At 66.0% G+C, this 22931-nt stretch carries 20 protein-coding genes; 11 read left to right on the forward strand and 9 right to left on the reverse strand.

The genetic code is table 11. The features are described 5' to 3' along the window. Positions 1–115: 115 nt before the first annotated feature. Positions 116–355, forward strand: coding sequence for a hypothetical protein (locus tag ASG92_RS03115; RefSeq protein WP_056624369.1), 240 nt, complete (start codon positions 116–118; stop codon positions 353–355). 363 nt (positions 356–718) lie between these two features. On the opposite strand, the gene ASG92_RS28070 is transcribed toward ASG92_RS03115, so the two are convergent. The 5 genes from ASG92_RS28070 to ASG92_RS03135 form a co-directional block, all read right to left on the reverse strand. Then, positions 719–1276, reverse strand: coding sequence for a hypothetical protein (locus ASG92_RS28070; protein ID WP_157372076.1), 558 nt, complete (start codon positions 1274–1276; stop codon positions 719–721). A 440-nt stretch (positions 1277–1716) separates the two neighbouring features. Next, positions 1717–2064, reverse strand: a complete 348-nt coding sequence (locus ASG92_RS29490) for an IS110 family transposase (RefSeq protein ID WP_346762977.1) — start codon at positions 2062–2064, stop codon at positions 1717–1719. Further along, the gene (locus ASG92_RS29495) at positions 2058–2234 is read right to left on the reverse strand and encodes a hypothetical protein (RefSeq protein WP_240986978.1); all 177 of its coding nucleotides are present in this window, start codon (positions 2232–2234) and stop codon (positions 2058–2060) included. The genes ASG92_RS29490 and ASG92_RS29495 overlap by 7 nt, the downstream gene beginning before the upstream one ends. Positions 2235–2383: 149 nt before the next feature. After that, positions 2384–2518 carry an IS110 family transposase gene (locus ASG92_RS29500; RefSeq protein WP_240986979.1) on the reverse strand — a complete coding sequence of 45 codons (135 nt, stop codon included), beginning with the start codon at positions 2516–2518 and terminating at the stop codon, positions 2384–2386. A gap of 269 nt (positions 2519–2787) precedes the next feature. Further along, entirely contained in the window at positions 2788–3531 is a 744-nt protein-coding gene (locus tag ASG92_RS03135; RefSeq protein ID WP_056624376.1) for a FadR/GntR family transcriptional regulator, read from the reverse strand. Positions 3532–3743: 212 nt separating this feature from the next. On the opposite strand from ASG92_RS03135, the gene ASG92_RS03140 reads away from it, so the two are divergent. From ASG92_RS03140 to ASG92_RS03175, 8 genes are all read left to right on the forward strand, one after another. Continuing rightward, on the forward strand, positions 3744–5111 hold the full coding sequence (locus ASG92_RS03140) for an MFS transporter (protein ID WP_056624378.1): 1368 nt from the start codon (positions 3744–3746) through the stop codon (positions 5109–5111). 228 nt (positions 5112–5339) lie between these two features. Further along, positions 5340–7118, forward strand: a complete 1779-nt coding sequence (locus ASG92_RS03145) for a dihydroxyacetone kinase family protein (protein WP_056624381.1) — start codon at positions 5340–5342, stop codon at positions 7116–7118. After that, complete coding sequence (locus tag ASG92_RS03150) at positions 7115–7585, forward strand: ribose-5-phosphate isomerase (RefSeq protein ID WP_056624383.1); 471 nt, start codon at positions 7115–7117, stop codon at positions 7583–7585. The genes ASG92_RS03145 and ASG92_RS03150 overlap by 4 nt, the downstream gene beginning before the upstream one ends. Continuing rightward, on the forward strand, positions 7569–8390 hold the full coding sequence (locus ASG92_RS03155) for a triose-phosphate isomerase family protein (protein WP_240986980.1): 822 nt from the start codon (positions 7569–7571) through the stop codon (positions 8388–8390). Before ASG92_RS03150 ends, ASG92_RS03155 begins: the two co-directional genes overlap by 17 nt. Next, positions 8387–9205: a sugar phosphate isomerase/epimerase family protein gene (locus tag ASG92_RS03160; RefSeq protein WP_056624387.1), complete on the forward strand. Its 819-nt coding sequence runs from the start codon at positions 8387–8389 to the stop codon at positions 9203–9205. Before ASG92_RS03155 ends, ASG92_RS03160 begins: the two co-directional genes overlap by 4 nt. Position 9206: 1 nt before the next feature. Continuing rightward, positions 9207–10067: a phosphogluconate dehydrogenase C-terminal domain-containing protein gene (locus ASG92_RS03165; protein ID WP_056624389.1), complete on the forward strand. Its 861-nt coding sequence runs from the start codon at positions 9207–9209 to the stop codon at positions 10065–10067. A 224-nt stretch (positions 10068–10291) separates the two neighbouring features. Further along, positions 10292–11029, forward strand: coding sequence for an alpha/beta fold hydrolase (locus ASG92_RS03170; protein WP_157372079.1), 738 nt, complete (start codon positions 10292–10294; stop codon positions 11027–11029). A gap of 567 nt (positions 11030–11596) precedes the next feature. Continuing rightward, a complete protein-coding gene (locus ASG92_RS03175) occupies positions 11597–13936 on the forward strand; it encodes a bifunctional SulP family inorganic anion transporter/carbonic anhydrase (RefSeq protein WP_056624392.1) in 2340 nt (779 codons plus the stop codon). 100 nt (positions 13937–14036) lie between these two features. Here ASG92_RS03175 and ASG92_RS03180 read toward each other — a convergent pair whose 3' ends face one another. The 3 genes from ASG92_RS03180 to ASG92_RS03190 form a co-directional block, all read right to left on the reverse strand. Further along, the gene (locus ASG92_RS03180) at positions 14037–15362 is read right to left on the reverse strand and encodes an MFS transporter (protein ID WP_056624396.1); all 1326 of its coding nucleotides are present in this window, start codon (positions 15360–15362) and stop codon (positions 14037–14039) included. Between the two features lie 104 nt (positions 15363–15466). Further along, entirely contained in the window at positions 15467–16192 is a 726-nt protein-coding gene (locus ASG92_RS03185) for a FadR/GntR family transcriptional regulator (protein ID WP_056624668.1), read from the reverse strand. 81 nt (positions 16193–16273) lie between these two features. Then, positions 16274–17632, reverse strand: a complete 1359-nt coding sequence (locus ASG92_RS03190; RefSeq protein WP_056624399.1) for a Gfo/Idh/MocA family oxidoreductase — start codon at positions 17630–17632, stop codon at positions 16274–16276. 335 nt (positions 17633–17967) lie between these two features. Here ASG92_RS03190 and ASG92_RS03195 point away from each other — a divergent pair, with 335 nt between their 5' ends. After that, complete coding sequence (locus tag ASG92_RS03195; protein ID WP_240986981.1) at positions 17968–18441, forward strand: hypothetical protein; 474 nt, start codon at positions 17968–17970, stop codon at positions 18439–18441. On the opposite strand, the gene ASG92_RS03200 is transcribed toward ASG92_RS03195, so the two are convergent. Then, positions 18431–21856: a DEAD/DEAH box helicase gene (locus tag ASG92_RS03200; protein WP_056624402.1), complete on the reverse strand. Its 3426-nt coding sequence runs from the start codon at positions 21854–21856 to the stop codon at positions 18431–18433. The genes ASG92_RS03195 and ASG92_RS03200 overlap by 11 nt on opposite strands. Positions 21857–22034: 178 nt before the next feature. On the opposite strand from ASG92_RS03200, the gene ASG92_RS03205 reads away from it, so the two are divergent. Continuing rightward, complete coding sequence (locus tag ASG92_RS03205; RefSeq protein WP_056624405.1) at positions 22035–22892, forward strand: hypothetical protein; 858 nt, start codon at positions 22035–22037, stop codon at positions 22890–22892. Positions 22893–22931 lie beyond the last annotated feature (39 nt).

A 22931-nucleotide genomic window follows, 5' to 3' on the forward strand; every position in this document is an offset into this window, starting at 1 on the left:
GCAGGCAATTACAAATCGGTTATTCTCATGACCAGTGCCGTCCGGACGGCGGCATGACACTCATCCGGGAATCAATTTCCCCACGAACCGCGAAGAGCCACAAAAGGGGGACTCGATGCTGACCTACATTCGCGAGCGACAAGAAGCGCTGGGAGCTAGTCCGGGGCGGCGCATCTACAACTATGCTTCTGGTGCCGTGATCCTTGTAGTCATGGCATTGGTTTTTGCGGGCCTCGCACCTCTGTGGATTTTCTGGATCGCCTTCCCCGTGTCTCTCGTTCTGGACGTCTTCCTGACCAGAAAATGGATCAAAGAAGATGCGCTCAGGAGCTATCGAGCCGGGCAGGCTCAGTAAAGTAGCTGCGCCCGCGCCAGCGTGATCGGCGGCAGGCAGTGATGTTCCTATAGAAAAGTCGCCTGCAGGGTTGGCAGGGCGCAATAACCCTCAATCTTGCCGCTAGGGTGATGATCAAATCGTGTAAATGGAGCTGAAGGCGGCCATAATTCCGTGTTCGGAAGCGGGCTCTGGGCACCACTAATACCCCTCCTGGTTGGCGCTGTACTGCTGGTGACAGGTGAACGCGTGTGGGGTGTTTCGCTAATGGCAGCCGGATTCTTGGGCCTTATCGCCATAGGCTTTTACTGGAATCGAAAGCTGGAAGAGGCAATGGCCAGCGCAACCTTTGACGCCCAGGTGATTGTGAGTCTGCCTGTCTCATCAGAGTTCGGAACGGACGATGAACGGGATTCTTATCGGCGCCTTGCCGAGGAACTGGAGCGGCGGGTCGTTGAACGAGGCGCTGGAGAATACGACGGTGACGGCGCTGGCGAAGGGAGCTACGACATGTATTTTGCTGGCCAAGACAATCAACGACTGGCCCAAATCCTCCGAGCCAGCCTCAAAGCAAAAGGTATCAAAGCCAGGGTCGAGGTCGTGGAAGACTAGCAGCCACCTTGAGCAGCGGGTGACTGCGCCAGCATAAAACACGAGCTGAGCAGGACTACTGCTCTCGGAAATGGTGTCCCAGCGGCGAAAACAGAGTGAGAAATGTTTGGGAAAAAACGAGCCACCACTGCCATCGCCCACAAGATCCGGGCCATCAAAAATTGCGCCGTCCACCCGGCGTTTCTCGATGAGGACGTAGTGGACGCGGCAGACGTCGACGACAGTTACCTGGCCTTTGCCGGGGCCCTTCACGACTTCATTGACACCGTAGAGGAGCGGTATGCGGCGAAAGGTGAAGCTGGCCTGAATGCGTCCTTTGTTAGGGAACAATGGATGCTCCATCTACGTGACAGCCCGCCAACCCGGGTGGAATTCCGGATTGCCAGGGAGCATTTCCGACGGCTGATTGGAGTTCTGTAGGCTCTGCGAGCCCATCTCTCGCGCAGACGCCGTCAACTTTCACAGTGGCCGCCGCCTCGCTAGTTCCCGTTCTGCAGCGACCCGCATCAGCCTGAAATGACGTCTCGCCTTAGGTGCTCGCCCCGATCCGCTGGCGTCGGCGGCGTCCTCGTGGTCGCTTGCCCACTGGCGCATCACTTCAACGCGAGCATCGTTTGCGGAATTAAGATCGCGTTCAAAATCCGGCAAGGATTTCCACCACATGGTTGCCATAAGCACAGCCTATTGACTCAAGGAGAACCCCGCCCGATTACAGACCAAGGCTGCCGTGGAAGCACAAATTGATTGGATCAAGTTGCGCGAATGGCTGACTAAGCAGTCCGCTCGGCCGTGTTCGCGGCGGCGTTCCCTTGAAGATCTGCCTTCAGTGCGTAGTAGAGCTCTCTGGCGATGAAGCGTTTGAGGCAGCGGATGGCGTCTGAGGAGGAATGCCCCTGAGCACGTTTGCGGTCCCGGTAGGCCTGGGACCTTGGATCGTAGCGAAGCCGGCAAATCGCAATGAGGTAAATGACCCAGTTCGCCTGCCGGTTGCCTCCTCGGTGAAACCGCATCCGGTGTGACTTACCAGAGGAAACCGGGATGGGCGCCACGCCACAGAGGCGGGCGAAGGCGGCTTCGTTGCGGAAGCGGTCGAAGTTTTCGCCGGCCGTGATCAGCAGTTGTGCGACGCTGACCGGTCCGACCTGCGGCGGGCTAGGGTGTTGGGCGCGACAGCGAAGACCAGCTTGGCCAGGTGCTTGGCCAGGTGCTTGATCTGGGCGGTGAGGTCATAGACGCGGCGGCCGAGCTCGCGGAGGGCGTATTTCACGGCTTGCTTGGGTTCGTGCATACGGCCGAGGGCCGGGCGTAAGGCGCGGGCCTGCGGGGCATTACCTTCCAGAGTCTTAGCGTCCAGCCTGGTTCTGTCACCGGGAGCTGTGAGTGGGAGGTCGCGCAGTTGAATGCAGGCTGCGCTGCGGGTCTTGATTGCTGAGTCCCTCACAAGCTGGCGGGGAACTGCTGGTCACCCAGCTTCCGGCCGTCCTGGTCGATCGCTGCTGCGTGATGGACCAGTGAGTGGGTGTCGACTCCGATCGTTACTGTCCTGACTGGCTGTGTCGTTGTAAGTGTCATGCCTGCTCATTCCTGCCGATGGTTGGAGGGAGGCGAGCACGGTTGACCGGGCGGGGCGGACAGAGCATTGAAGAGCTAAGCTGCACGTTCTTATCAAGTCACTACCCCGTCCGGCCCGGTCGCCCATGGTGAGTGGCAGGGAAGGTGAGCCGACAGATCTCCTCGGAGACAGAACCTGCTGCAAGCAGCGGGTCGTCACGAAGCGGGGAAGTCAGGAACCTTTCCTGCCACCGCTCTCATCTCCTCAAGAGGACGCGGGGTACCGCCGCCTATTGCGCGGCGTCGAATCCGGCGAGGAGCCGCCGGGATGCCGTGGCCATGTGTGACCGCATCGTTTCCGTGACGGCGGCCGGATCGCGCGCTTCGAGGGCGACGAAGATCTCGCGGTGTTCTTTCAGGGCGGCTGCGGCGTGGCCTTCGTCGGTGAGTGCGCGGTCCACCCAGATGCGCAGCAGTGAGCGGATGCTTTGGAGCAGTTCCCGGAGCACCTGATTGCCCGAGCTGACCGCGATTTCGCGGTGGAACGCGGCATCCGCCTCCACGAAGGCGGCCAGGTTCTCGAGGTTGTCCTCCATGGTCTGGAGGTTGGCGCGCATGCGACCGAGGGCGTCGTCTCCAATGCGCTCCGCGGCCAACTGTGCGGCCTGCACTTCCAGGCCGCTCCTGAGCTCCACGAGTTCGCGCGTCCGGGGTGCTCCCAGCATCAGGCCCCAGCTGAGCGTGCGCGGCAGCAGCTCGGAAATGCCGTCACGCAGATACGTACCGGAGCCGGGGCGGACAATGACGATGCCCAGGATCTCCAGCGCCGCCAGGGCTTCGCGCACGGCGGACCGGCCGACTCCCAGGGAGGCCGCGAGTTGGCGCTCGGCCGGCAGCCTGGTCCCGACGGGGATGTCGCCGCTGGTGAAGTACGCCAGAAGGCGCTCCGCCACTTCGGAGACAACGGACCCCTGTTCCATCGAACCAAGGGCGGCACTGATCTTAGCCGTCGCGGCTGCGGAATTTTCGGACACCCCCAAAGCGTAGCAACCGGCTGGCGACTTTCCGGCGCGGGTGGCGACGAAAAGAAAAATACGTCAACCGGTTGACCAATTTGCGGTTCCGGACCTATGGTTGATCTCACACGCTTTAGCCACTGCCGGTCCCCTGCCGGCGGAAGGCATTGAGACCAACCCCACGCCTCCAGTGCAGGATGCGGCCGGGACATCAACATCTAGGAGTCAACGTGGACACCACACAACCGGTGGTCGAAAAATCCGCAATCAGGAAAGTGGCAATCCGGCTGGTGCCGTTCGTCGCTTTGATGTTCTTCATCAACTACCTGGACCGGACGGCTATCTCCTTCGCAGGCCCCAACGGCATGAACACCGACCTTGCCCTCTCGGCAGCGCAGTTCGGCTTCGCGTCCGGCGTCTTCTTCATCGGCTACATCCTGCTCGAGGTCCCCAGCAACCTGGCGCTGCACAAGTTCGGAGCCCGCCGCTGGCTGGCCAGGATCATGGTCAGCTGGGGCATCGTGTCCCTCCTGTTCACCTGGGTGGGCGGCGTGGAGCAGCTCTACATCCTGCGTTTCATCCTGGGTGTGGCCGAGGCCGGCTTCTTCCCCGGCGCCATCCTCTTCCTGAGCCTCTGGGTCCCGTCCCGGCACCGCAGCAAGATCCTCGCCCTCTTCTACCTGGCCCAGCCGCTGACCACCGTCATCGGTGCCCCGCTGGCCGGCCTCCTCATCCAGCAGCACGGCGTCTTCTTCGGCCTTGAAGGCTGGCGCTTCATGTTCTTCGGCGTTGCCATCCCCGCCATCCTGATCGGCATCATCGCCTGGTTCTACCTCGCCGATTCCCCGGCCAAGGCCAAGTGGCTCACCGCAGAGGAAAAGACCTGGCTGACCGGCGCCCTGGAGAAGGAAAAGAAGGAGACCGCCGCCAGCAACAAGCACGTCAGCGTCCGCACTGTCTTCGGCAACGGCAGGGTCTGGATGCTGTCCGCCATCTACTTCGGCTTCATCTACGGCCTCTACGCCCTGGGCTTCTTCCTGCCGACCATCATCGCCGGCTTCGAAGGCCTGTACGGCACCAAGTTCGACGTGTTCCAGAAGGGGCTGATCACCGCGATCCCGTACCTGCCCGCTGCGTTCGCCCTGTACTTCTGGTCCAAGGACGCCACCAAGCGCGGCGTCAAGACCTGGCACATCGCCGTTCCGGCCCTGACCGGCGCCCTCAGCATCCCGCTGGCACTGTTCGCCGGCTCACCGGCCGCAACGATCGCCGTCATCACCATCACGGCCATGTCCATCTTCGCCGCGCTGCCCAACTTCTGGACCGTACCCACGCAGTTCCTCACCGGCGCAGCGGCCGCAGCGGGCATCGCCCTGATCAACACGGTAGGCAACCTGGCAGGCTTCAGCGCCGGGTACATCACCGGCTGGCTCAAGGACCTGACCGGAAGCTACACCGTGCCGATGTTCGTCGTCGGCGGGTTCATGCTCCTGTCCTCCATCCTCATGGTGGTGCTGAGCCGCTCCGGCAAGGTCAGCGAAGGCATCCCTGCCGAAGCCCTGGACCCTGCGGGAGCCGGGCACCACGCCGAGCCGTAGCAAACCCGGGGGCGTCCCCCTAACCCGGAGGGCGTCCCCGCTCCAACCCAACAAACCGGTGGTCGAGCCTGTCGAGACCGATTTCGCTCCCCAACCGCCCCCTAACCTCGCAAGCTCGGTCAGGGAACCCGGCGGTCGGGGCCCCAGGCTCAATCACCGCGGCCAGCCAAACCCGCCAGCCGCCCCACCCCGAACCGACTTCCCCTTAGTTAGGCCCAGGAGCTCCCCATGACCCGCCTGTTCAATGAACCAGCAGCCTTCGCCGACGAGATGATCGAAGGCTTCGTCGCCTCCCACGGCCGCTGGGTCAAGCGTGTCTCCGGCGGCGTCGTCCGCAACACGCAGAGCAGCCCGGAGACGGTGGCGCTGGTGGTCGGCGGCGGCTCCGGCCACTACCCGGCGTTCGCCGGCCTGGTGGGCCAGGGCATGGCGCACGGCGCGGCGATGGGCAACCTCTTCGCGTCCCCCTCCGCCCAGCAGGTTTACAACGTGGCGAAGGCCGCCAACAACGGCGCGGGCGTGCTGCTGGGCTACGGCAATTACGCCGGCGACGTCCTGCACTTCAGCCAGGCCCAGGAGCGCCTCCGCAAGGACGGCATCGACTGCCGCAGCATCGCCGTCACCGACGACGTCTCCTCCGCACCGCTCGCCGAGCGCGCCAAGCGCCGCGGCATCGCCGGCGACCTGACCGTGTTCAAGGTGGCCGCCGCAGCCGCCGAGGCCGGCTACTCCATGGACGCCACGGTGGAAATCGCCGAACGCGCCAACGACCGCACCCGCTCCTTCGGCGTCGCGTTCAGCGGCTGCACGCTTCCCGGCGCCGACCATCCGCTGTTCTCCGTCCCCGAGGGCCGGATGGCAGTCGGCATGGGCATCCACGGCGAACCCGGCATCAACGAGACGGACATCCCGACGGCGGACGAACTCGCCGAACTGCTGGTCGCCAAGCTCCTGACCGAAGTCCCAGAAGGCCTTCCGTCGCCGCGCGACACTAACAAACGCGCTCGCCTGGTGCCCATCCTCAACGGCCTGGGCAGCATCAAGTACGAGGAACTCTTCGTCGTCTACCGCCGCGTCGCCCAGCTCCTGGCCGAAGCCGGCCTCGAAGCCGTGGATCCGCAGGTGGGCGAGCTCGTCACCAGCTTCGACATGGCCGGCACCTCCCTCACCCTCTTCTGGCTCGACGACGAACTCGAGACCCTCTGGAACGCCCCCGCCGACGCCCCGGCCTTCCGCCGCGGCGCGGTCACCGCGGCTCCGCTGGCGGAGGCGTCCGACGGCGGCGGACCGTCCGACGTCGAACTTCCCCTGCCGGAGGCGACGGAAGAATCGCGCGCCGGTGCCGCCCGGGTCCTCGCCGCGCTCGGCGCCGCGAAGGACGTGGTGGACGCCAACGCCGACGAACTCGGCCGCATTGATGCGATCGCCGGCGACGGTGACCACGGCATCGGCATGGAGCGCGGCGTCCGCGCCGCCGTCGACGCCGCAGCGGACGCCGTCGCCCGCGGTGCCGGAGCCGGCACAACGCTTCACCTGGCCGCTGACGCCTGGGCCGACAAGGCCGGGGGCACCTCCGGCGCCCTCTGGGGCATGGCCCTGCGCGCGGTGGGCGACGCGGTCGGGGACAGCAGCAGGCCCGACGCCGGCGCTGTCGCCGCCGGAGTCGCGCAGGCCGCCGCCGCGATCATGGACTTCGGCAAGGCCAAGCCCGGGGACAAGACCCTGGTGGACGTGCTGGTCCCGTTCCGCGACGCCCTGATTGCCGGAGTGGACGCCGGGCAGTCCCTCACCGACGCCTGGGGCGCCGCAGCCACCGTTGCCCAGCAGTCCGCCGAGGACACCGCCCAGCTGCTGCCCCTCATGGGCCGCGCCCGCCCGCACGCCGAGAAAAGCCTCGGCACCCCCGACGCCGGCGCCGTCTCCATGGCGCTGATCGTCCGGGCCATCCACAACACCCTCGTCGAGAACACCCCCGCCGAGAACAACACAGTTAAGGAAAACGCATGAGCGCCAAACTGCGCCTGGTCATCGGAGCCGACGACGCCGGATTCGAATACAAGGAAGCCTTGAAGGCGGACCTGGAGACCTCCGACCTGGTCGAGTCCGTGACCGACGTCGGGGTCGATGCCACCAGCCACACCCCGTACCCGTCCGTGGCCATCGCCGCCGCCGAGCTGATCGCCGCCGGCAAGGCCGACCGCGCGCTGCTGGTCTGCGGAACGGGCCTGGGCGTGGCCATCGCCGCGAACAAGGTCCCCGGCGTCCGCGCCGTCACCGCGCACGACTCCTTCTCGGTGGAACGCTCCGTGCTGAGCAACAACGCCCAGGTCCTCGCCTTCGGCCAACGCGTCGTGGGCCTCGAACTGGCCCGCCGGCTCGCCCGCGAATGGCTCACCTACACGTTTGACGAATCGTCTGCCTCGGCCGAAAAGGTCACCCTGATTAAGGACTATGAAGGTGTCACTTCCTGCTAAGACAGCAACAAAACCGAAGGCCATCATCGGCGTCAGCCTGAAGATGTACTTCGGCTACCAGCGTTCCCTTGACTACTGCCGCGAGGTGGCCACGATCGCGCTGGGGCACCCCGCAGTGCAGAGCGGCGACATCGAGCTGTTCGTCCTGCCCATCCTTCCGGTCCTCCCCGAAGCGGCGCGGATTCTCGGCGCGGCCGGGGCAGCAGCCGGCGCCCAGGACATCTTCTGGGAGGACGAAGGTGCCTTTACCGGCGAGGTCGGCGGCAAGACGGTGGCCGAGCTCGGCGGCAGGTACGCGGAGATCGGCCACGCCGAGCGCCGCCTGATCTTCGGCGAGGATGACAGGGTCATCGGGCTCAAGACGGCCGCCGCCTACCGGAACGGCCTCACCCCTGTCCTGTGCGTCGGCGAGCTGCAGCAGGGATCGGTGGAAGAAGCCATCGCCCGGTGCACGGCCGAGATCGACGCCGCGCTGAACCGGGCACAGTCCCTCGGACCTGCAGGGCGGACCATCGTGGCCTACGAACCGCAGTGGGCCATCGGCGCCCCGGAACCCGCCACGCCGGAGTACATCAGCGCCGTCATCGCCGGGCTGGACGCGCACCTGCGCACCCTGCCCGGCCAGGAAGGGAGCCGGGTCATCTACGGCGGCAGCGCCGGCCCCGGCCTGATCAGCCAGCTGGACTCCGCCGTCGCCGGCCTGTTCCTGGGCCGCTTCGCGCACAACCCGGCGGCGCTCCGGGACATCCTGGACGAGACGGCCGAACGGCTCGGCCTGGTGTCCCCAGTGGGAGGAAGGGCATGAGTTCAACCATCGGCCCGGGCTCAAGAATCGGACTCAGTTCCTACGCCTTCTTCTGGCAGCTCTCGGACACGGTCACCGAACCAATCACCATCCACCAGGCCCTGGAGAAGACCGCGGCCCTGGGCGTGGAGCTCTTCCAGATCTGCGACTACGCACCGCTGCAAGCCATGACGGATGCGGAACTGGAAGCCGTGCGGACCACGGCGGACCGCCTGGGCATCGCGCTGGAACTGGGCACCAAGGGCATCCGCCCGGACCACCTGCGGAAGTTCCTGCACATCGCCGGCATCCTGGGCGCGCCGCTGCTGCGGACCATGTTCAACGTCCCCGGGCACACACCCCCTGCCGAGGAGGCGGTGGCCATCTTCAAGGAAGTCCTGCCGGAGTTCGAGGCAGCCGGGGTGAAGATCGCCGTCGAAACCTACGAACAGGTCCCCACCGCCCGGATCCTGGACGTCATCCGCCGCGTGGACAGCCCGTTCCTTGGCATCTGCAGCGACCCGGCCAACACGGTCGCGGCGCTGGAGATGCCGCGTGAGGTGATTGACGCCGTCGCGCCCTATGTCCTGAACATGCACATCAAAGACTTTGCGTTCAGCCGCAAGGAGGGGTGGGTCGGGTTCACATACTCCGGCGCGCCCCTCGGCGAAGGCCTTCTCGACTATGACTACATGGCCGGAAAGTTTCAGCCCCACGAAAGAAGCATCAACCAGATCGTCGAACACTGGCTGCCGTGGCAGGACTCCGAGGCGGACACCGTCCGCCTCGAAAACCAGTGGACCCAGCAAAGCCTCGATTTCCTAAGGAGCAAATGAAATGTCAGCAGAAAACTTGACCGTCGCCGTCATCGGAGCCGGAGGCAAAATGGGGATGCGCGTTTCGGCGAACCTCCAGAAGAGCGCCCACACCGTGTTCTACAGCGAAAATTCCCCCGCCGGCCAGGACCGCGTGCGCGCCGAAGGCCGCGAAATCACCAGCACGGATGACGCCGTGAAGGGCGCCGACGTCGTGATCCTCGCCGTTCCGGACACCGTCCTGGGCGTCGTGTCCGAAGGCGTGGTGCCGCAGATGAAGTCCGGCGCCATCCTGCTTACCCTGGACCCGGCCGCCGCCTACGCCGGGCTGCTGGCCAAGCGCGACGACGTGGTCCAGGCCGTTGCGCACCCGTGCCACCCGTCCGTGTTCCTGGAGCGCACCACCAAGGAGGAATGGGCCGACACCTTCGGCGGCCAGGGCGCCCCGCAGAACGTCGTTGCCGCGATCGACGAGGACACGCCGGCAGCAACCCGCGATTCGGCCGAGGCCGTCATCCGCACGATCTACGCCCCCGTGATCGATGTCCACTGGGTCACCGTCAAGCAGCTCGCCATCCTCGAGCCCACCCTGGTGGAGACCGTGGCCTGCATGATCGGCACCCTGCTCAACGAAGCCCTGCACGAGACCGTGCACACCGCGGGCGTTCCGGAGGAAGCCGCCAAGGCCATGCTGTTCGGCCACGTGCAGATCGCCCTGACCAACGCCCTGCGCGGCTCCAACCCGTTCTCCGAGGCCTGCGAAATCGCCATCCAGTACGGCAAGGACACCATCATCAAGGACGACTGGAAGAAGATCTTCGACGACTCCGAGCTTGACGGCGTCATCGCCAAGATGCTCAAGCTCGACGCCGTCAAGCGCTAAGCAGCGTCCCGGCGCTGCGCCCGCTGACATAATCGTGAGCGGGCGCAGCGCGGTTTCACCCAATCCGGACGACGAGGGCCGCCGTCGTGGTTTCGTGTGCTGCACCACAGCGTGTGCTGCACCACAGCGGTGAGGGAACCCGCTGGGTACAGTGTGCAGGTGAAGATTGCCCTGGCCCCTGACGGTGCCCAGTTAGCGTGGGCTGAAGAAGGCGAGGGGAGCCCTTGCTGCTGATCGCTGGCCAAGCAACAGGAATGGCCGGATGGGGGCCCGCAGCTCAGGCCCTGGCGCATCATTTCCGTGTCATCCGCTATGACCACCGCGGGATCGGCGGCAGCGGCAAAGGCAGCGCGGACCGCTATACAACGAGGCTGCTTGCAGCCGATGCGGCCGCCGTCCTTCAAGCCGCCGGCGTCGAGGCCGCACACGTGTATGGCCACTCAATGGGCGGCCGGGTCGCCCAATGGCTCGCGATCGACAACCCCCAAAGCGTGCGAACACTGTTCCTTGCGGCAACGAGCGGAGGGAAACGAGCCCGGGGCGAGGGCAATGCCGCCGCCATGAAAGCACTGCTGAGCGGAGACTTGGACCGCATGGCGCCGCTGTTTTTTGATCCGCAATGGGCAGGGGAGCACCCTGACGATGTGCGCACCTTTTTCGACTCCAAGGCATCGGCCTGGGCCAAATCCCGTCATTTCAAGGCCAGCCGCGACCACGATGCGTGGCGCCATTTGGGGTCCATCCAGGCCCCGACGCTCATCCTGCACGGCACGGACGATGCACTGACCCCCTTGCCAAACGCCGTCCTGCTGCATCAGCACATTCGCCGTTCCACCCTGGTGAAGGTCCCCGGCGCGCGTCACGGCCTGCATCTCGATCATCCGGAAACCATCGGATGGATCCGCCAGTTCATCACGGCCAAGGCCGGGTCCGTGCAATCGGTGAGCGCCCCGAACGGCTGAGGCAGCGCATTGCCAGCGTCCCGGGCCACCGCCGCTGCAAATAGCGTCCCGGGCGGCGCCCGCCCCGTTATGGCCTCACGGCCCGCTGGAGTTGCTGGACCTGCCCATCCGGTTCCTTGCCATAGCCGCGAAATAGCCGGCGCAGCCGTTAGCCGGCGCAGGCGTTTGCCGCGGCCGGGGCCAATAATCACGAGCGCGACCCCGTCGCAACCAACACCCGGCGAAAAATATCTTCGGCGTGGCATGCCTACTGCGACGGCGGCGGCGAACTTGACTTGAACCGGCCGCTGATTTCCGTCCCCACACTTCGGGCATCCCCCGCGGGCGCATCCCGTCCCGGGCCTCCCGCGGCAGCAAAGCCCGGGATGCATGATGCGGCCGTGCCTGCCCTCCCGGCGTTGACCGTCCGGGAGTGTGTGGTGTTTATGCAAACGAATGGATTTGGGCTGTGTTAGGCGCTTTGTTGCGGCTGACCTCGGTGTTTCTTCTCACCGCCGGCAACCTTGCGGCCGTCCTTGGCGCGTCAATAGCGTGGATCGGGAACCTTCGAACGAGCCAAGGACTGATATGCCCGCCCCAGCCGCCACGGATCCCGAAACCCGCCCCACTACCAACAGCCGGCCCCCGCTCCTCACGCTCCTGAAATCCGGACTTCGCTGGGACCTACCCGCGTCCCTGGTGGTCTTCCTTGTTGCCGTTCCACTGTCGCTCGGCATCGCTGCGGCGTCCGGGGCACCGGTGATGGCAGGCCTCATCGCGGCGGCGGTCGGCGGAATCGTGGCGGGCAGCCTCGGCGGCTCGCCGCTGCAGGTCAGCGGCCCCGCCGCAGGCCTGACGGTCATCGTCGCCGGCCTGATCGAGCAGTTCGGCTGGCCCGCAACCTGTGCCATCACCGTGGCCGCCGGCGTTCTGCAGGCGCTCCTCGGACTGGCCCGGGTCGGACGCGTGGCGCTGGCCATCGCGCCGGTCGTCGTGCACGCCATGCTGGCCGGGATCGGCATCATCATTGTCCTGCAGCAGCTGCACGTGATGCTCGGCGCCGAGGCGGGCGAGGCAGCATGGCAGAACGTCACGTCGCTTCCGGCCAGCATCGCCGCCCTGGACCCGCAGGCAGCGTTCCTCGGGGCCGTGGTCATCATCCTGCTGCTCGCGTGGAAGCACATGCCGGCGCCAGTCCGCCGCGTCCCGGGCCCGCTGGTTGCGGTGATCGCCGGTACGGCGCTGTCGCTGCCGTTCAATTCCGACGTCGACCGGATCACCTTCGACGGCTCTCTCTTGGACGCGTTGTCCATCCCGCATGTTCCGCAAGGGGAGTGGGGCGCCGTCGTCGTGGGCGTCATTACCATCGCCCTGGTGGCCAGCATCGAGTCGCTGCTGTCCGCCGTCGCCGTGGACAAGATGCATCACGGCGAGCGAACGGATTTCAACCGTGAACTCCTGGGCCAAGGGGCGGCTAACATGACGTCCGGCCTGCTGGGCGGCCTTCCCGTCACCGGCGTGATCGTGCGCAGCGCGACCAACATCGAGGCCGGGGCGCGGACCCGCAAGTCCGCCGTGCTCCACGGCATTTGGGTCCTGGTGTTCTCGCTGCTTCTTGCCGGGCTGATCCAGCTGGTTCCGGAGGCCGTGCTGGCGGGCCTGCTCATTATCATCGGCATGCGGCTGGTGAAGGTGGCCGACTTCAAGACCGCCCGGTTGACGGGGGACATGACGGTCTATGCGCTGACACTTTTCACGGTGGTGTTCGTCAACCTCCTGGCGGGAGTGCTGACCGGCCTTGGCCTGGCCGTGGTGCTGGTCGTGTGGCGCGTGGTCCGCGCCAGGATTCACGCAGAGCCGCTGGGCGGACCGGACGGGCAGCGCTGGCGCGTGGTCATTGACGGGTCCTGCAGCTTCCTCTCGCTCCCGCGTCTCAGCAAGGTGCTGGCCTCGGTGCCGCCGGCCTCGCGGGTGACCGTTGAACTGGACGTCGATTTTCTTGACCACCCGGTCCACGACACCTTGGATGCCTGGCGCCTGCGGCACGTGGGCAACGGCGGCAGCGTGGAGATAGAGGAAAGCGGCACCGCCAGGCTCCATGACGCGCAGGCAGGCCCTCCCGTGCGTGGCAACTCGCGTTCCGCGCTCCGCGGCGGCTTTGCCCCGTGGCGCAGCTGGCAGCGTGATGGCGTGGCCGAGGCTCTGGGCGTCACGGGGGAGCGGATCCCGGCTCCCGTGCGGTCGGTGCTCAACGGTGTGGACAGCTACCACCGCCGCCATGCGCACCTGCTGCGGCCCCATGTCCAGGAGCTGTCCTCGTTCCAGGACCCGGATACGTTGTTCATCACCTGTGCGGATTCCCGGCTGGTGCCGAACCTCATCACGAGCAGCGGCCCGGGGGACCTGTTTACGGTCCGGAACGTGGGCAACGTGGTAGGAAGCCAAAGCCTTGACCCCTCGGTTGAAGCCGCCCTGGACTTCGCGCTCAACGAGCTTTCCATCAAGTCGGTGGTCATCTGCGGGCACTCGGGCTGCGGCGCCATGACGGGCCTGCTGGCTGAGGCGGGCCCTGCCGACGCGGCCAAGCGCAACTCAGTTGAAGCGTGGCTGGAGCACGGCCGGCCGAGCCTGGGCGCAGTCCGCGCCGGCCACCCGGTGCAGGCGGCTGCGGCAGAGGCAGGGTACGGAGCCGTGGACCAGCTGGCGATGGTCAACGTGGCCGTACAGCTGGAGCGGCTGCAGCGGCACGCCGGCCTTGAGAAGGCACTCCAGGCGGACGAAGTGCATGTCACCGGCCTTTTCTATGACATCGCCACGGCCCGGGTTCTGCAGATCACTACCTTCGGGATCAGCCACCTGGATCCGCTGCCGTGCAACGCCAACGACGCGGGCCGGGTGGCGCTGCCCGAACCGACCGCTACCCGCTAGGGCGAGGACCTCCACTAACGCGACAGCCTCCACCAACGCGGGGGCACCGTTAACGCACAGTTGTTCCCGGGCCGGATGCCGGCCCGGGAACAACGCGGTCTTACCTGTTTGACGCGATCAGTTCGCTGACTTCCTTCTTTTCGCGGTTGCTCCAGGTTTCCCTGGTGGACAGCGCTGCCATGAGCCCGATGGCGCCGCAGGCAATGTAGACGATTGACACGCCGCTCCATCCCCAGGCCGCTGCCGTGGCAGCAGCGATGAGCGGGATGAAGCCGGAGATCGCGGCAGAGAACTGGTAGCCGATTGATGCCCCGGACGTCCGCGTGTTGGCCTGGAACAGTTCGGAGAACCAGGCACCCTGGGCGCCCGCCAGCATGTCATGCAGCACCGGCAGCCCGATGATGTACACGAGGACGATCAGGAACGGGACCGCGGTGTTGACCATGAGGAACAGCGGGAATCCGAAGAGGATGATGCCCGCGCAGCCGGCGATGTAGAGCTTGCGGCGTCCGATCCTGTCGGTGAGGCGCCCCCAGAGGATGGTGGCGACGACTCCCAGCGCTGCGGCGAGCACCAGCCCGGTCAGTCCGGTCTGCCGATCCACGATCTTGTTGGTGGTGATGTAGGACAGCAGGTAGGTGACGATGACGTAGAAACCGCCGGACTCCGCCAGGCGCAGCCCGATCACACGGAGGATGGTGCGCCAGTCGTCCTTGATCACCGTCAGCAGCGGGTTCTTGACGAGATCTCCGCGTGCCTTGGTTTCCTCGAACTCGGGGGATTCGCTGACCTTCATCCGGATGATGATGCCCGCGATTATCAGGATGGAGCTGGCCAGGAACGGCACGCGCCAGGACCATTCGTTATTCCACCCTGTGGTGCCGAGGAAGACGAGGTTGGCCAGCAGCAGGCCGAGCGGGACGCCCGCCTGGGGGATGCCCGTGTACTGTCCGCGTTTGCGCCACGGGGCGTGCTCGAACGTCATCATGATGGCTCCGCCCCATTCGGCGCCGAACGCCAGACCCTGGATGATGCGGATCGCAACGAGCAGGATGGGGGCCAGCACGCCCACCTGCTGGTACGTCGGCAGGACGCCGATCATGAATGTTGCGGCTCCCATCACCAACAGTGCACCTACAAGGACCGGCTTGCGTCCGTATTTGTCGCCGAGGTAACCGCCGATGAGTCCGCCGAGCGGCCGCATCGCGAAGCCCACCGCCAGGGTGGCGAAGGCGAGCAGCGTTGCCGCGAGGGGATCCTGGCCAGGGAAGAAGGCGCTGCCGAAGTACAGTGCGGCGGCCGTCCCGTAGGCGAGGAAGTCGTAGTTTTCAATCGTGGTTCCGACGGCGCTGCCGATCGCGACCTTGAGTTTGTCGGGTGAACCGTGCTCAGCCTGCCGAGCGTGTGTTTGCGTGAGAGCGCTCATCTGCGTCCATATCTCCTTCGATACGGGACAGGGATTTCCCCGTCCCCGAGTGCCGCAGGCGCTGTACCAGGTGAGGCCGGTCCTCCGGCGTCACCGAGGCTGGTTCAGGCCTCGACGTTTCCAATGTTGTAAAAACTGCGGATGTGGTCGCCCACGGCCCGCCTGGCCTCCGCCGGCTCACGACGATGCAGGGCGTCGAGGATGTCCCGGTGTTCGCGGCGCACCACGGTGGCCGTTTCTTTCCAGTTCTCAAGCCGGGCATAGGCTTCGATCATCTGCCGGTTGATGGCGGTCCGAAGGGATCCCATGAGGTGTGCACTGAGGGAATTCCCCGTGGATTCGGCGATCCGGACGTGGAAGGCAGCATCCAGCCTGTTGAACTCGGCCGTGCCGATGTCCGGATCATCCATCCTGTCCAGAATCAGGCCCAGTTCCCTGTGGTCCTGTTCGGTGGCCCGTTGAGCGGCTTCCTCGCAGCACCAGGTCTCCAGTGCGATCCGGGTTTCCAGCACTTCGGTCTGGTCGAACTGGCCGAGTGCCAACTGGAGCTTGAGCAGGTTGACGAACCCGGAACCGGGCTCGCCCACCAGGACGGCGCCTCCCTCGGCACCGCCGCCGGGGCGGATGTCCACGATGCCCAGGGCCTCCAGCACGCGGAGGGACTCCCTCAGGGAGGGCCGTGATACTCCGAGCAGAGCGGACAGATCCCGTTCGCTCGGCAGTTTGTCCCCGGCCTTAAGCCGTCCGTCCAGGATCCGGTCCTCGATCTGGGCCATTACCTGCTCGTAGGTCCGGACCCTTTGTACGGGTTCCCATGCTTCTGTTGTCATGCCGTCCACCTCGTTGATTTCCTGCCACCGGCCCGCCGCCGGCAGCACTTCCATCGTAGTTGGCCGGCCTGACGGTCTGACCTACCTGGCGAGCGGCATTTCCGAACGGAATTCGCTCTCGAGCTGGCGCCGGATCTGCACGGCCAGCAGGGTCTCATCGGCATCGACGTCGTCCCAGGACACGGTGCCGTCCTTGGGAACGTCACGCTTGAGTTTCATGCCGTGCGCGAGTCCGAGCGGCAGCGCGTTGCGCTCGAGCGATAGTTCCGCCGGGGCAAGTTTTCCGAACGCGGTGTAGCCGCCTTCGCCGTCGAGCACTTCGCCTGCCTTGAGATCCTTCTTGGCCGTGGTCATGACGTCTCCGCGGAACCCCGTGGGTGCACCCGTCGCTTCGCCCCGCAAGACGGCGGAGGCGATGCTCACCCCCAGTTCCAGCCCGATCATGTGATACGGGCGGTACAGCGAGCCGTAGCGGCCGGTCGAATCGGTCTTGACGCCATACTCGGCGAAACACTGCACGGCATAGTCGGTCTTCGCCTCGAACGTGACGTACACGCCCCAGCGGAGGTCCCGCTCCACCTCGGTGCCGTCGCGGTGCAGGCTCGAGGCGATCTCCACCGTGCCGCGACGGGTCAGCATGCCGCCGACGGACTTCTCGCGGTAGATGCGCGGCAGGTCATCGACGCCGGCCGGAGGGAAGAAGAGCCCTTCGTCCTGCGGAGTCAGCCCGGTGCCGTTGGCCACGGCTGCCATCTCGATCGCGGACTTGGTTCCGTCCAGGAAGGAGTTGAACATTTTGGGATTGAAGTCCCCTGACGCCAGCTGTTCGTCGCTGAAGCCGTAGTAGTTCCAGACCGTGTCCGGCGTGGAGTAGTTGTACTCGGGAAGGTACTTGGTGCCCTTTCCGGCCGCGACGATGTCGAATCCCACGGTCCGGCACCAGTCGACCATTTCGCAGATCAGGGCCGGCTGGTCCCCGTAGGCCATCGAGTAGACCACGCCGGCCGCCTCGGCGCGCCGCTGGAGGATGGGCCCCACCATGCAGTCGGCTTCAACATTGACCATGATGATGTGCTTGCCGTTGTCGATGCTCTGGATCGCGTGAGCGGTGCCGACGATCGGGTTGCCGGTGACCTCCAGGATGACCTCGACCTGCGGGAGCCGGATCAGGTCCGCAGAGCTGTCCGTCACGAACGTTGTTCCGTGACGCAGTGCCTCGGTGAAGTTCTTCGCGGCGTAGCGCTCGGCCGGCCAGCCGGTGCGCTGCAGCGCGCCCTTGGCTTTGAGGACGTCGATGTCGGCGACGCCGACGACGTGGATGCCTTCCGAATTGAGCGCCTGGGTCAGGAACATGGACGCGAATTTTCCGGCGCCGATGACTCCCACCCGGATGGGTCCCTGGGTGGCCGTTCGTTTCTGCATCAGTGAGTAGAGGTTCATGAGCTACTTCCTTGTAGAGCAAATCTGTCGAGCTGGTTAGTTGGTCTGACCATCTGATGTTGCAACCATGACATGGGCCGGAACGGTGTGTCAAGGCTCACTTTTTGCGTTGCGCGGGATGGCCAGCTGCGTACTGCGGAAAAGTCCGGGTAGTGCCGGCCCGGAAAGACGGGTAGCCGCCTCGCGTGACTCCCACGCACGGCGGGCCGTTGAATGGTCCTGGCAGGGCAACGATCCAGATCGGTGGGGGGCACCAACATGAACTTTTCGGGAAATCCGGCCGGGCCCCGGCAGGGGTTCACGGCGGCCGGTCCTAAAGCGGCCGGAGGCATGCCATGAACCCGGGGCTGGCGTCGGCCGTGCAATTCGCAGGATCGCTGCCGGGTTCCATCCTGTTGACCCTGGGGCAAACGCTCGTGGTGGTGTGCGCCTGCTTCGACATGGTCCGGGCGCTCTCCGTTCCCCGTTCACACCGCCGCTACCTGGCCAACACGGTGTTCCGGACCCTCGCACCGCCGGCGATCCTGTTCACGGCCTGCAGCGTGCTGATCGACGCGGCGCGCGCCGCATGGCCAGACGTCACTGCCGGGATGTTCGTGCTGGTGGTCGTGACCTACCGGTGGCGCACCGACAGCGACGAGGACAGCTGGTGGAAGGGCAAGGGCAAGGCGCTTGGCCGGTGGATCCGGACGCGGGCGGCGCTCCCGCCCGTGACGGCGCCGGCCGCTGCCTATTCGAGGGTCATCAGCCGCGGGTCATCAGCAGCGGGTCACGCCACGCGGGCCATCTGGACGGTCGTCAGTCGTTGAAGAGCCCCGCCAGGTCTTCCGCCGTCAGTGAGCCGCCGGAGAGCGCATCGCCCTCCATGACGTCCGCGAAGAGCTGGGACTTCTTGGCCTTCAGGGCCATGACCTTTTCTTCGATGGTGTCCTTGGCAACCAGCCGGTAGACCATGACGTTCCTGGCCTGGCCGATCCGGTGCGTGCGGTCCACAGCCTGCGCCTCGGACGCCGGGTTCCACCACGGGTCGAGCAGGAACACGTAGTCCGCCTCGGTCAGGTTCAGGCCGAAGCCGCCGGCCTTGAGGCTGATCAGGAACACCGGCGCCGCGCCGTTCTTGAACTCGTTCACCACGTCGGTGCGGTTCCGCGTGCTGCCGTCGAGATAGCAGAACTCGATGTTCTCCTCCACGAGGCGGTCGCGGACCTTGCCCAGGAAGCCCGTGAACTGGCTGAAGATCAGCGCACGGTGGCCCTCGGCCACCAGGTCCTCGAGCTGCTCGAACAGCACGTCCAGCTTGCTGGACCTCACCCCGCTCAAGGACTCATCCACCAGCGAGGCATCCAGGCTCAGCTGGCGGAGCAGGGTGAGCGACTGGAAGATCGTGAAGCGGTTCTTGTTGACGTCCTCGATCAGGCCCAGGATCTTCTGGCGCTCGCGCTGCAGGTGCGTCTGGTAGACCTTCTGGTGCCGCGGGTTGAGGACCACTTCCAGGATCTGCTCCTGCTTGGGCGGCAGGTCGTGGATGACCTGCTCCTTGGTGCGGCGCATCATGAGCGGGCGGACCCGACGGCGGAGCTTGTCCAGCTGCCCCTTGTCACCGTTCTTCTCCACCGGCCTTTGGTAATACTCGGCGAACCGCTTGGGGCTCGCGAACAGCCCCGGCGCCACAATCGAGGTCAGCGCCCAGAACTCCATGAGGTTGTTCTCCAGCGGCGTGCCCGTGATGGCCAGCTTGAAGGCTGCCGGCAGCTTCCGGGCGCACTGGTAAGCCTTGGACTGGTGGTTCTTCACGAACTGGGCCTCGTCCAGGACCAGTCCGGCCCAGCGCCGTGAGGCGTAGGCGTCGTAGTCGATCCGGAACAGCGCGTAGGACGTGATGACAATGTCCGCGCCGGCCATCGCCTCGGCGGGGTCGGATCCGGTCTTCGCGAACGTCTCGCCGATGGCACGCACCGTCAGGCCCGGGGCGAAGCGGGCGGCTTCCGCCTCCCAGTTGCCCACGACGCTCGTGGGGGCCACCACCAGGAAGGGAGTGCCGCCGTCGGGCGCTGTGTTGCCGTCAGACGGCGCCCCCTTAGCCGGCGGAGTCCCGCCAGCCGGGGCGTGCTCCTTTGCGGCACACATCAGGGCCAGCGCCTGCACGGTCTTGCCCAGGCCCATGTCGTCCGCGAGCACGCCGCCGAGCCCGTGCCGGTACAGGAAGCTCAGCCAGTTGTAGCCCTCCAGCTGGTACGGCCGCAGTTCCGCGTTCAGGCTGGCCGGCAGCGGCAGGCCCTTCACGCCGCCCTCCAGCAGCCCGCCCACCGCCTCGCGCCACGCGGCGGCCTGCTCATCGACGATTCCGAGCTGCGCCAGCTCGTCCCACAGGCCCGCCTGGAAACGGCTGATCTGCAGCGGCGCGTCCTTGTTGTCCTGCAGCTCGCGCGCCTCGTCGATCAGGGCCCGCAGCTGGTGCAGTTCAGGAAGGTCCAGCGAGAAGTACGCGCCGCTCGGAAGCAGCATGCGCGTCTGGCCGGCGGCCAGGGCGGAGAACAGCGCAGCGAAGGACACCGGCTGGCCTTCGAGGGTGATCACGATGCCGAGATCGAACCAGTCCCGCTGGTCGGTCGCCTTCGTCGAAATGGCCACGACGGGAGCCTCTTCGGCCTCGCGGTAGTCCGCAATGTCGCCGGAGGTGTCAACCTCGACGCCGGGGGTGTCCCGGAGGCGGGGGAGGACCTCCTCCGTGAACGCGAGGGTGTCCAGCCCGCTGAGTTCGGATGTGGCCGCGAGGCGCGGCGTGCCCCAGCCGCCGGTGGCCGATTCGCCGAGCTTCGGTACCACGTCCCACGGCTGGCCCACCGCTTCGAGGATCCGGGCCTCGGCGGGATCGTCACGGTAGCCGTGATCGCCCGGATGGCGCCACAGCGGCTGCGCGGTGACGAGGTTTCCGGACGTGTAATGCCATTCCCAGTGCAGCCTGACGCGGTGGTCCGCTCCGTAGTTGGCCAGCAGCGACAGCCTGGGCACGGCCAGGGTGGGCAGCTCCACTGATTCGTCCGCTGCCGTGACCCGGGCCGTTTGCTTGAGCTTGGGGTAGAACCCGGTGAGGAAGCGGCCTTCGTCCCGCGCCGGGATATGCAGCGTGCTGCCCGCCGTCACGAACGTCAGGAGCTCCTCGCTGAGCCCGCTTTCCAGCGGCGCCAGCGTGATCACGGTGTCGGCGACGCCCGGCAGCGCATCCCCGCCGGACGTGAGGAAGATGCCGTGTGCCGGGCGCCCGATGGTACCCACCGACGCCGGATCCACCTCGGCCCCCTCAACGGTGATGGTGGGCGCGAGCTCCAGCCCGCCGCCGTCGGGCGCTGCGCTGCCGAACCGGCTCAGGCTGAGGCCGACGGCGGCAGGGTCCTCCGCGACTCGGACCGGTTCCTGCCCCCGGCTGTGGACCAATGCGACGCCGATTTTCCTGGCCTCGTCCAGCAGGCTCCATAGGTTCTTGCCGGCGAACGTGTTCATCCCCAGCCAGAGCGCGGACGACGAATGCGCCCTGTTCGCGGCGGCGGTGTGCGCGGCGAGGAAGGCCTGCATCCATTCCACGTGCGTCTCGTTGCACTCGCGGCGGAAATTCAGGTAGCTCAGCGTGTTCCAGGAGACGTCGCCGCGGATCCACTTGCCCTTGGCGCCCATGATCACGGGCCGGGCCTTGAGCTGGCGGACACTGCGGAGGGGGTCCCGGCGGCCCGTATAGGAAAAGTGCGGGGCCGGTTCCTCCACTTCGAACTGCAGCGCCAGGGGGATGCCGCCCGTGGACGGAGTGATGCTGGGCTGCGAAATCAGCGGGCTCAACGCCTGCTCCCAGTCCGCCAGCTCGGGCTGCGACGGCTCGCGGGACAGCCGTGAAACCTCGGACGGGGACAGCAGTTTCACCCGGATCGCAGGGTTGTCCTCGGCGGCGAACAGCAGCGCCGCCACGTGCTTGCAGTCCTTGCGGACCGGGCAGCTGCACACGCCCACCGTGCAGCTCCAGCCGCCCGCCTTCCGGACCAGCTTGGCGGTGGTCGAATACGGCACGTCAGAGCCGCCGCGCACCTTGCCCAGCATCAGGCCGGTGGCGGCATCGAAGGAAATCCCGGAAACGCGGCTGCCCATGGCATACGCGAGCCCGGCCGCAAGGGAGCGGTCGTTGATCGCGGGGGTCTGGATTGCCAGTGCCGCACTCTCGTCCGGTTGGGATGGCATGGTGCGCGCTACTTTCGGCAGGTCAAAAATCTGCAGGTTATCTGATCCATCTTAGTCAGCCGGCAGGGGCCCTGAAACTTCGCCTGACGTTCACCTGCCACTCAACTGCAGGCACGGGGCGGCGCGTACGTTGAAAGGGTCCTAATCACCACCGGCTTTTCAGCAGTAAGGAATTCCCATGACTTCCAGCGAATATCCAGTCGTCCTGACCGTCGACGGCGCCAACGCCGGCAACGAGGAGGTTGTTGACGCCAACGTGACCGTGGTGAACACCATGTACCAGGAGCTGCTCAACTCCGAGGAAATCGCCCCCAACGCCCTGCGCAGCTACTTCGTCGACTTCTACCTCGCCCAGTCGCTGGGCGGCGGATTCGCGCAGTACGTGTTCACCGCACCGGAGCGCGAGGAACTGGACACCTACATCCGCGAAGGCTTCGAAGGGATGGGCGCCGCCGCTCACCTGGAGCTGTTCGACCGCACCGTGGAGGCCTTTGACTCCCTGTCGGAGGAGGAAGAGGAGATCTACCTGGACGGCGAGTCCGACGGCGACGCCGACGGCGAACTCCCGGAGGCAGTGCAGGCCATGGAAGACCTCGACGCCGAATTCGAGTCGCTGCTCGAAACCGAGGACATCATCGCCCTCAACGCGGCCTGGCTCCGGGCGCAGGAGGGCCTGCTGATCCTGAACGAGGACGAACTCACCGCCCATATCGCCAAGCGGGTCGCCCAGATCCCGGACCTCGAAGAACGGCGCGCCGAAGCCGAGGAAGAGGCCTTGGAGAACGCCCCGGAATTCGAGGTCATCATCCGCGAACTCTGCGACATCGCCGGCTATGAGCTGCAGAAAATCACTATGGGCGACCCCAACTACGAGCACAACGGGGAGACTGTCCTGGCCTGGCACTTCAGCACCGACCACGGCGACTTCGTCATGATCGAGGAAGACGCCGAGGCGTTCATGCTGAACCCCGTGACCAAGGAAATCGTGGCCGCCGTGGAGTTCGAGGAGCTGGACGAGGACCTGGTTGACGCATAGCCGCAAGGCCTCCGCCTGAGCTGTCGAAACCCCGCTCCG

Source organism: Arthrobacter sp. Soil736 (genome assembly GCF_001428005.1).
Lineage (GTDB): Bacteria > Actinomycetota > Actinomycetes > Actinomycetales > Micrococcaceae > Arthrobacter.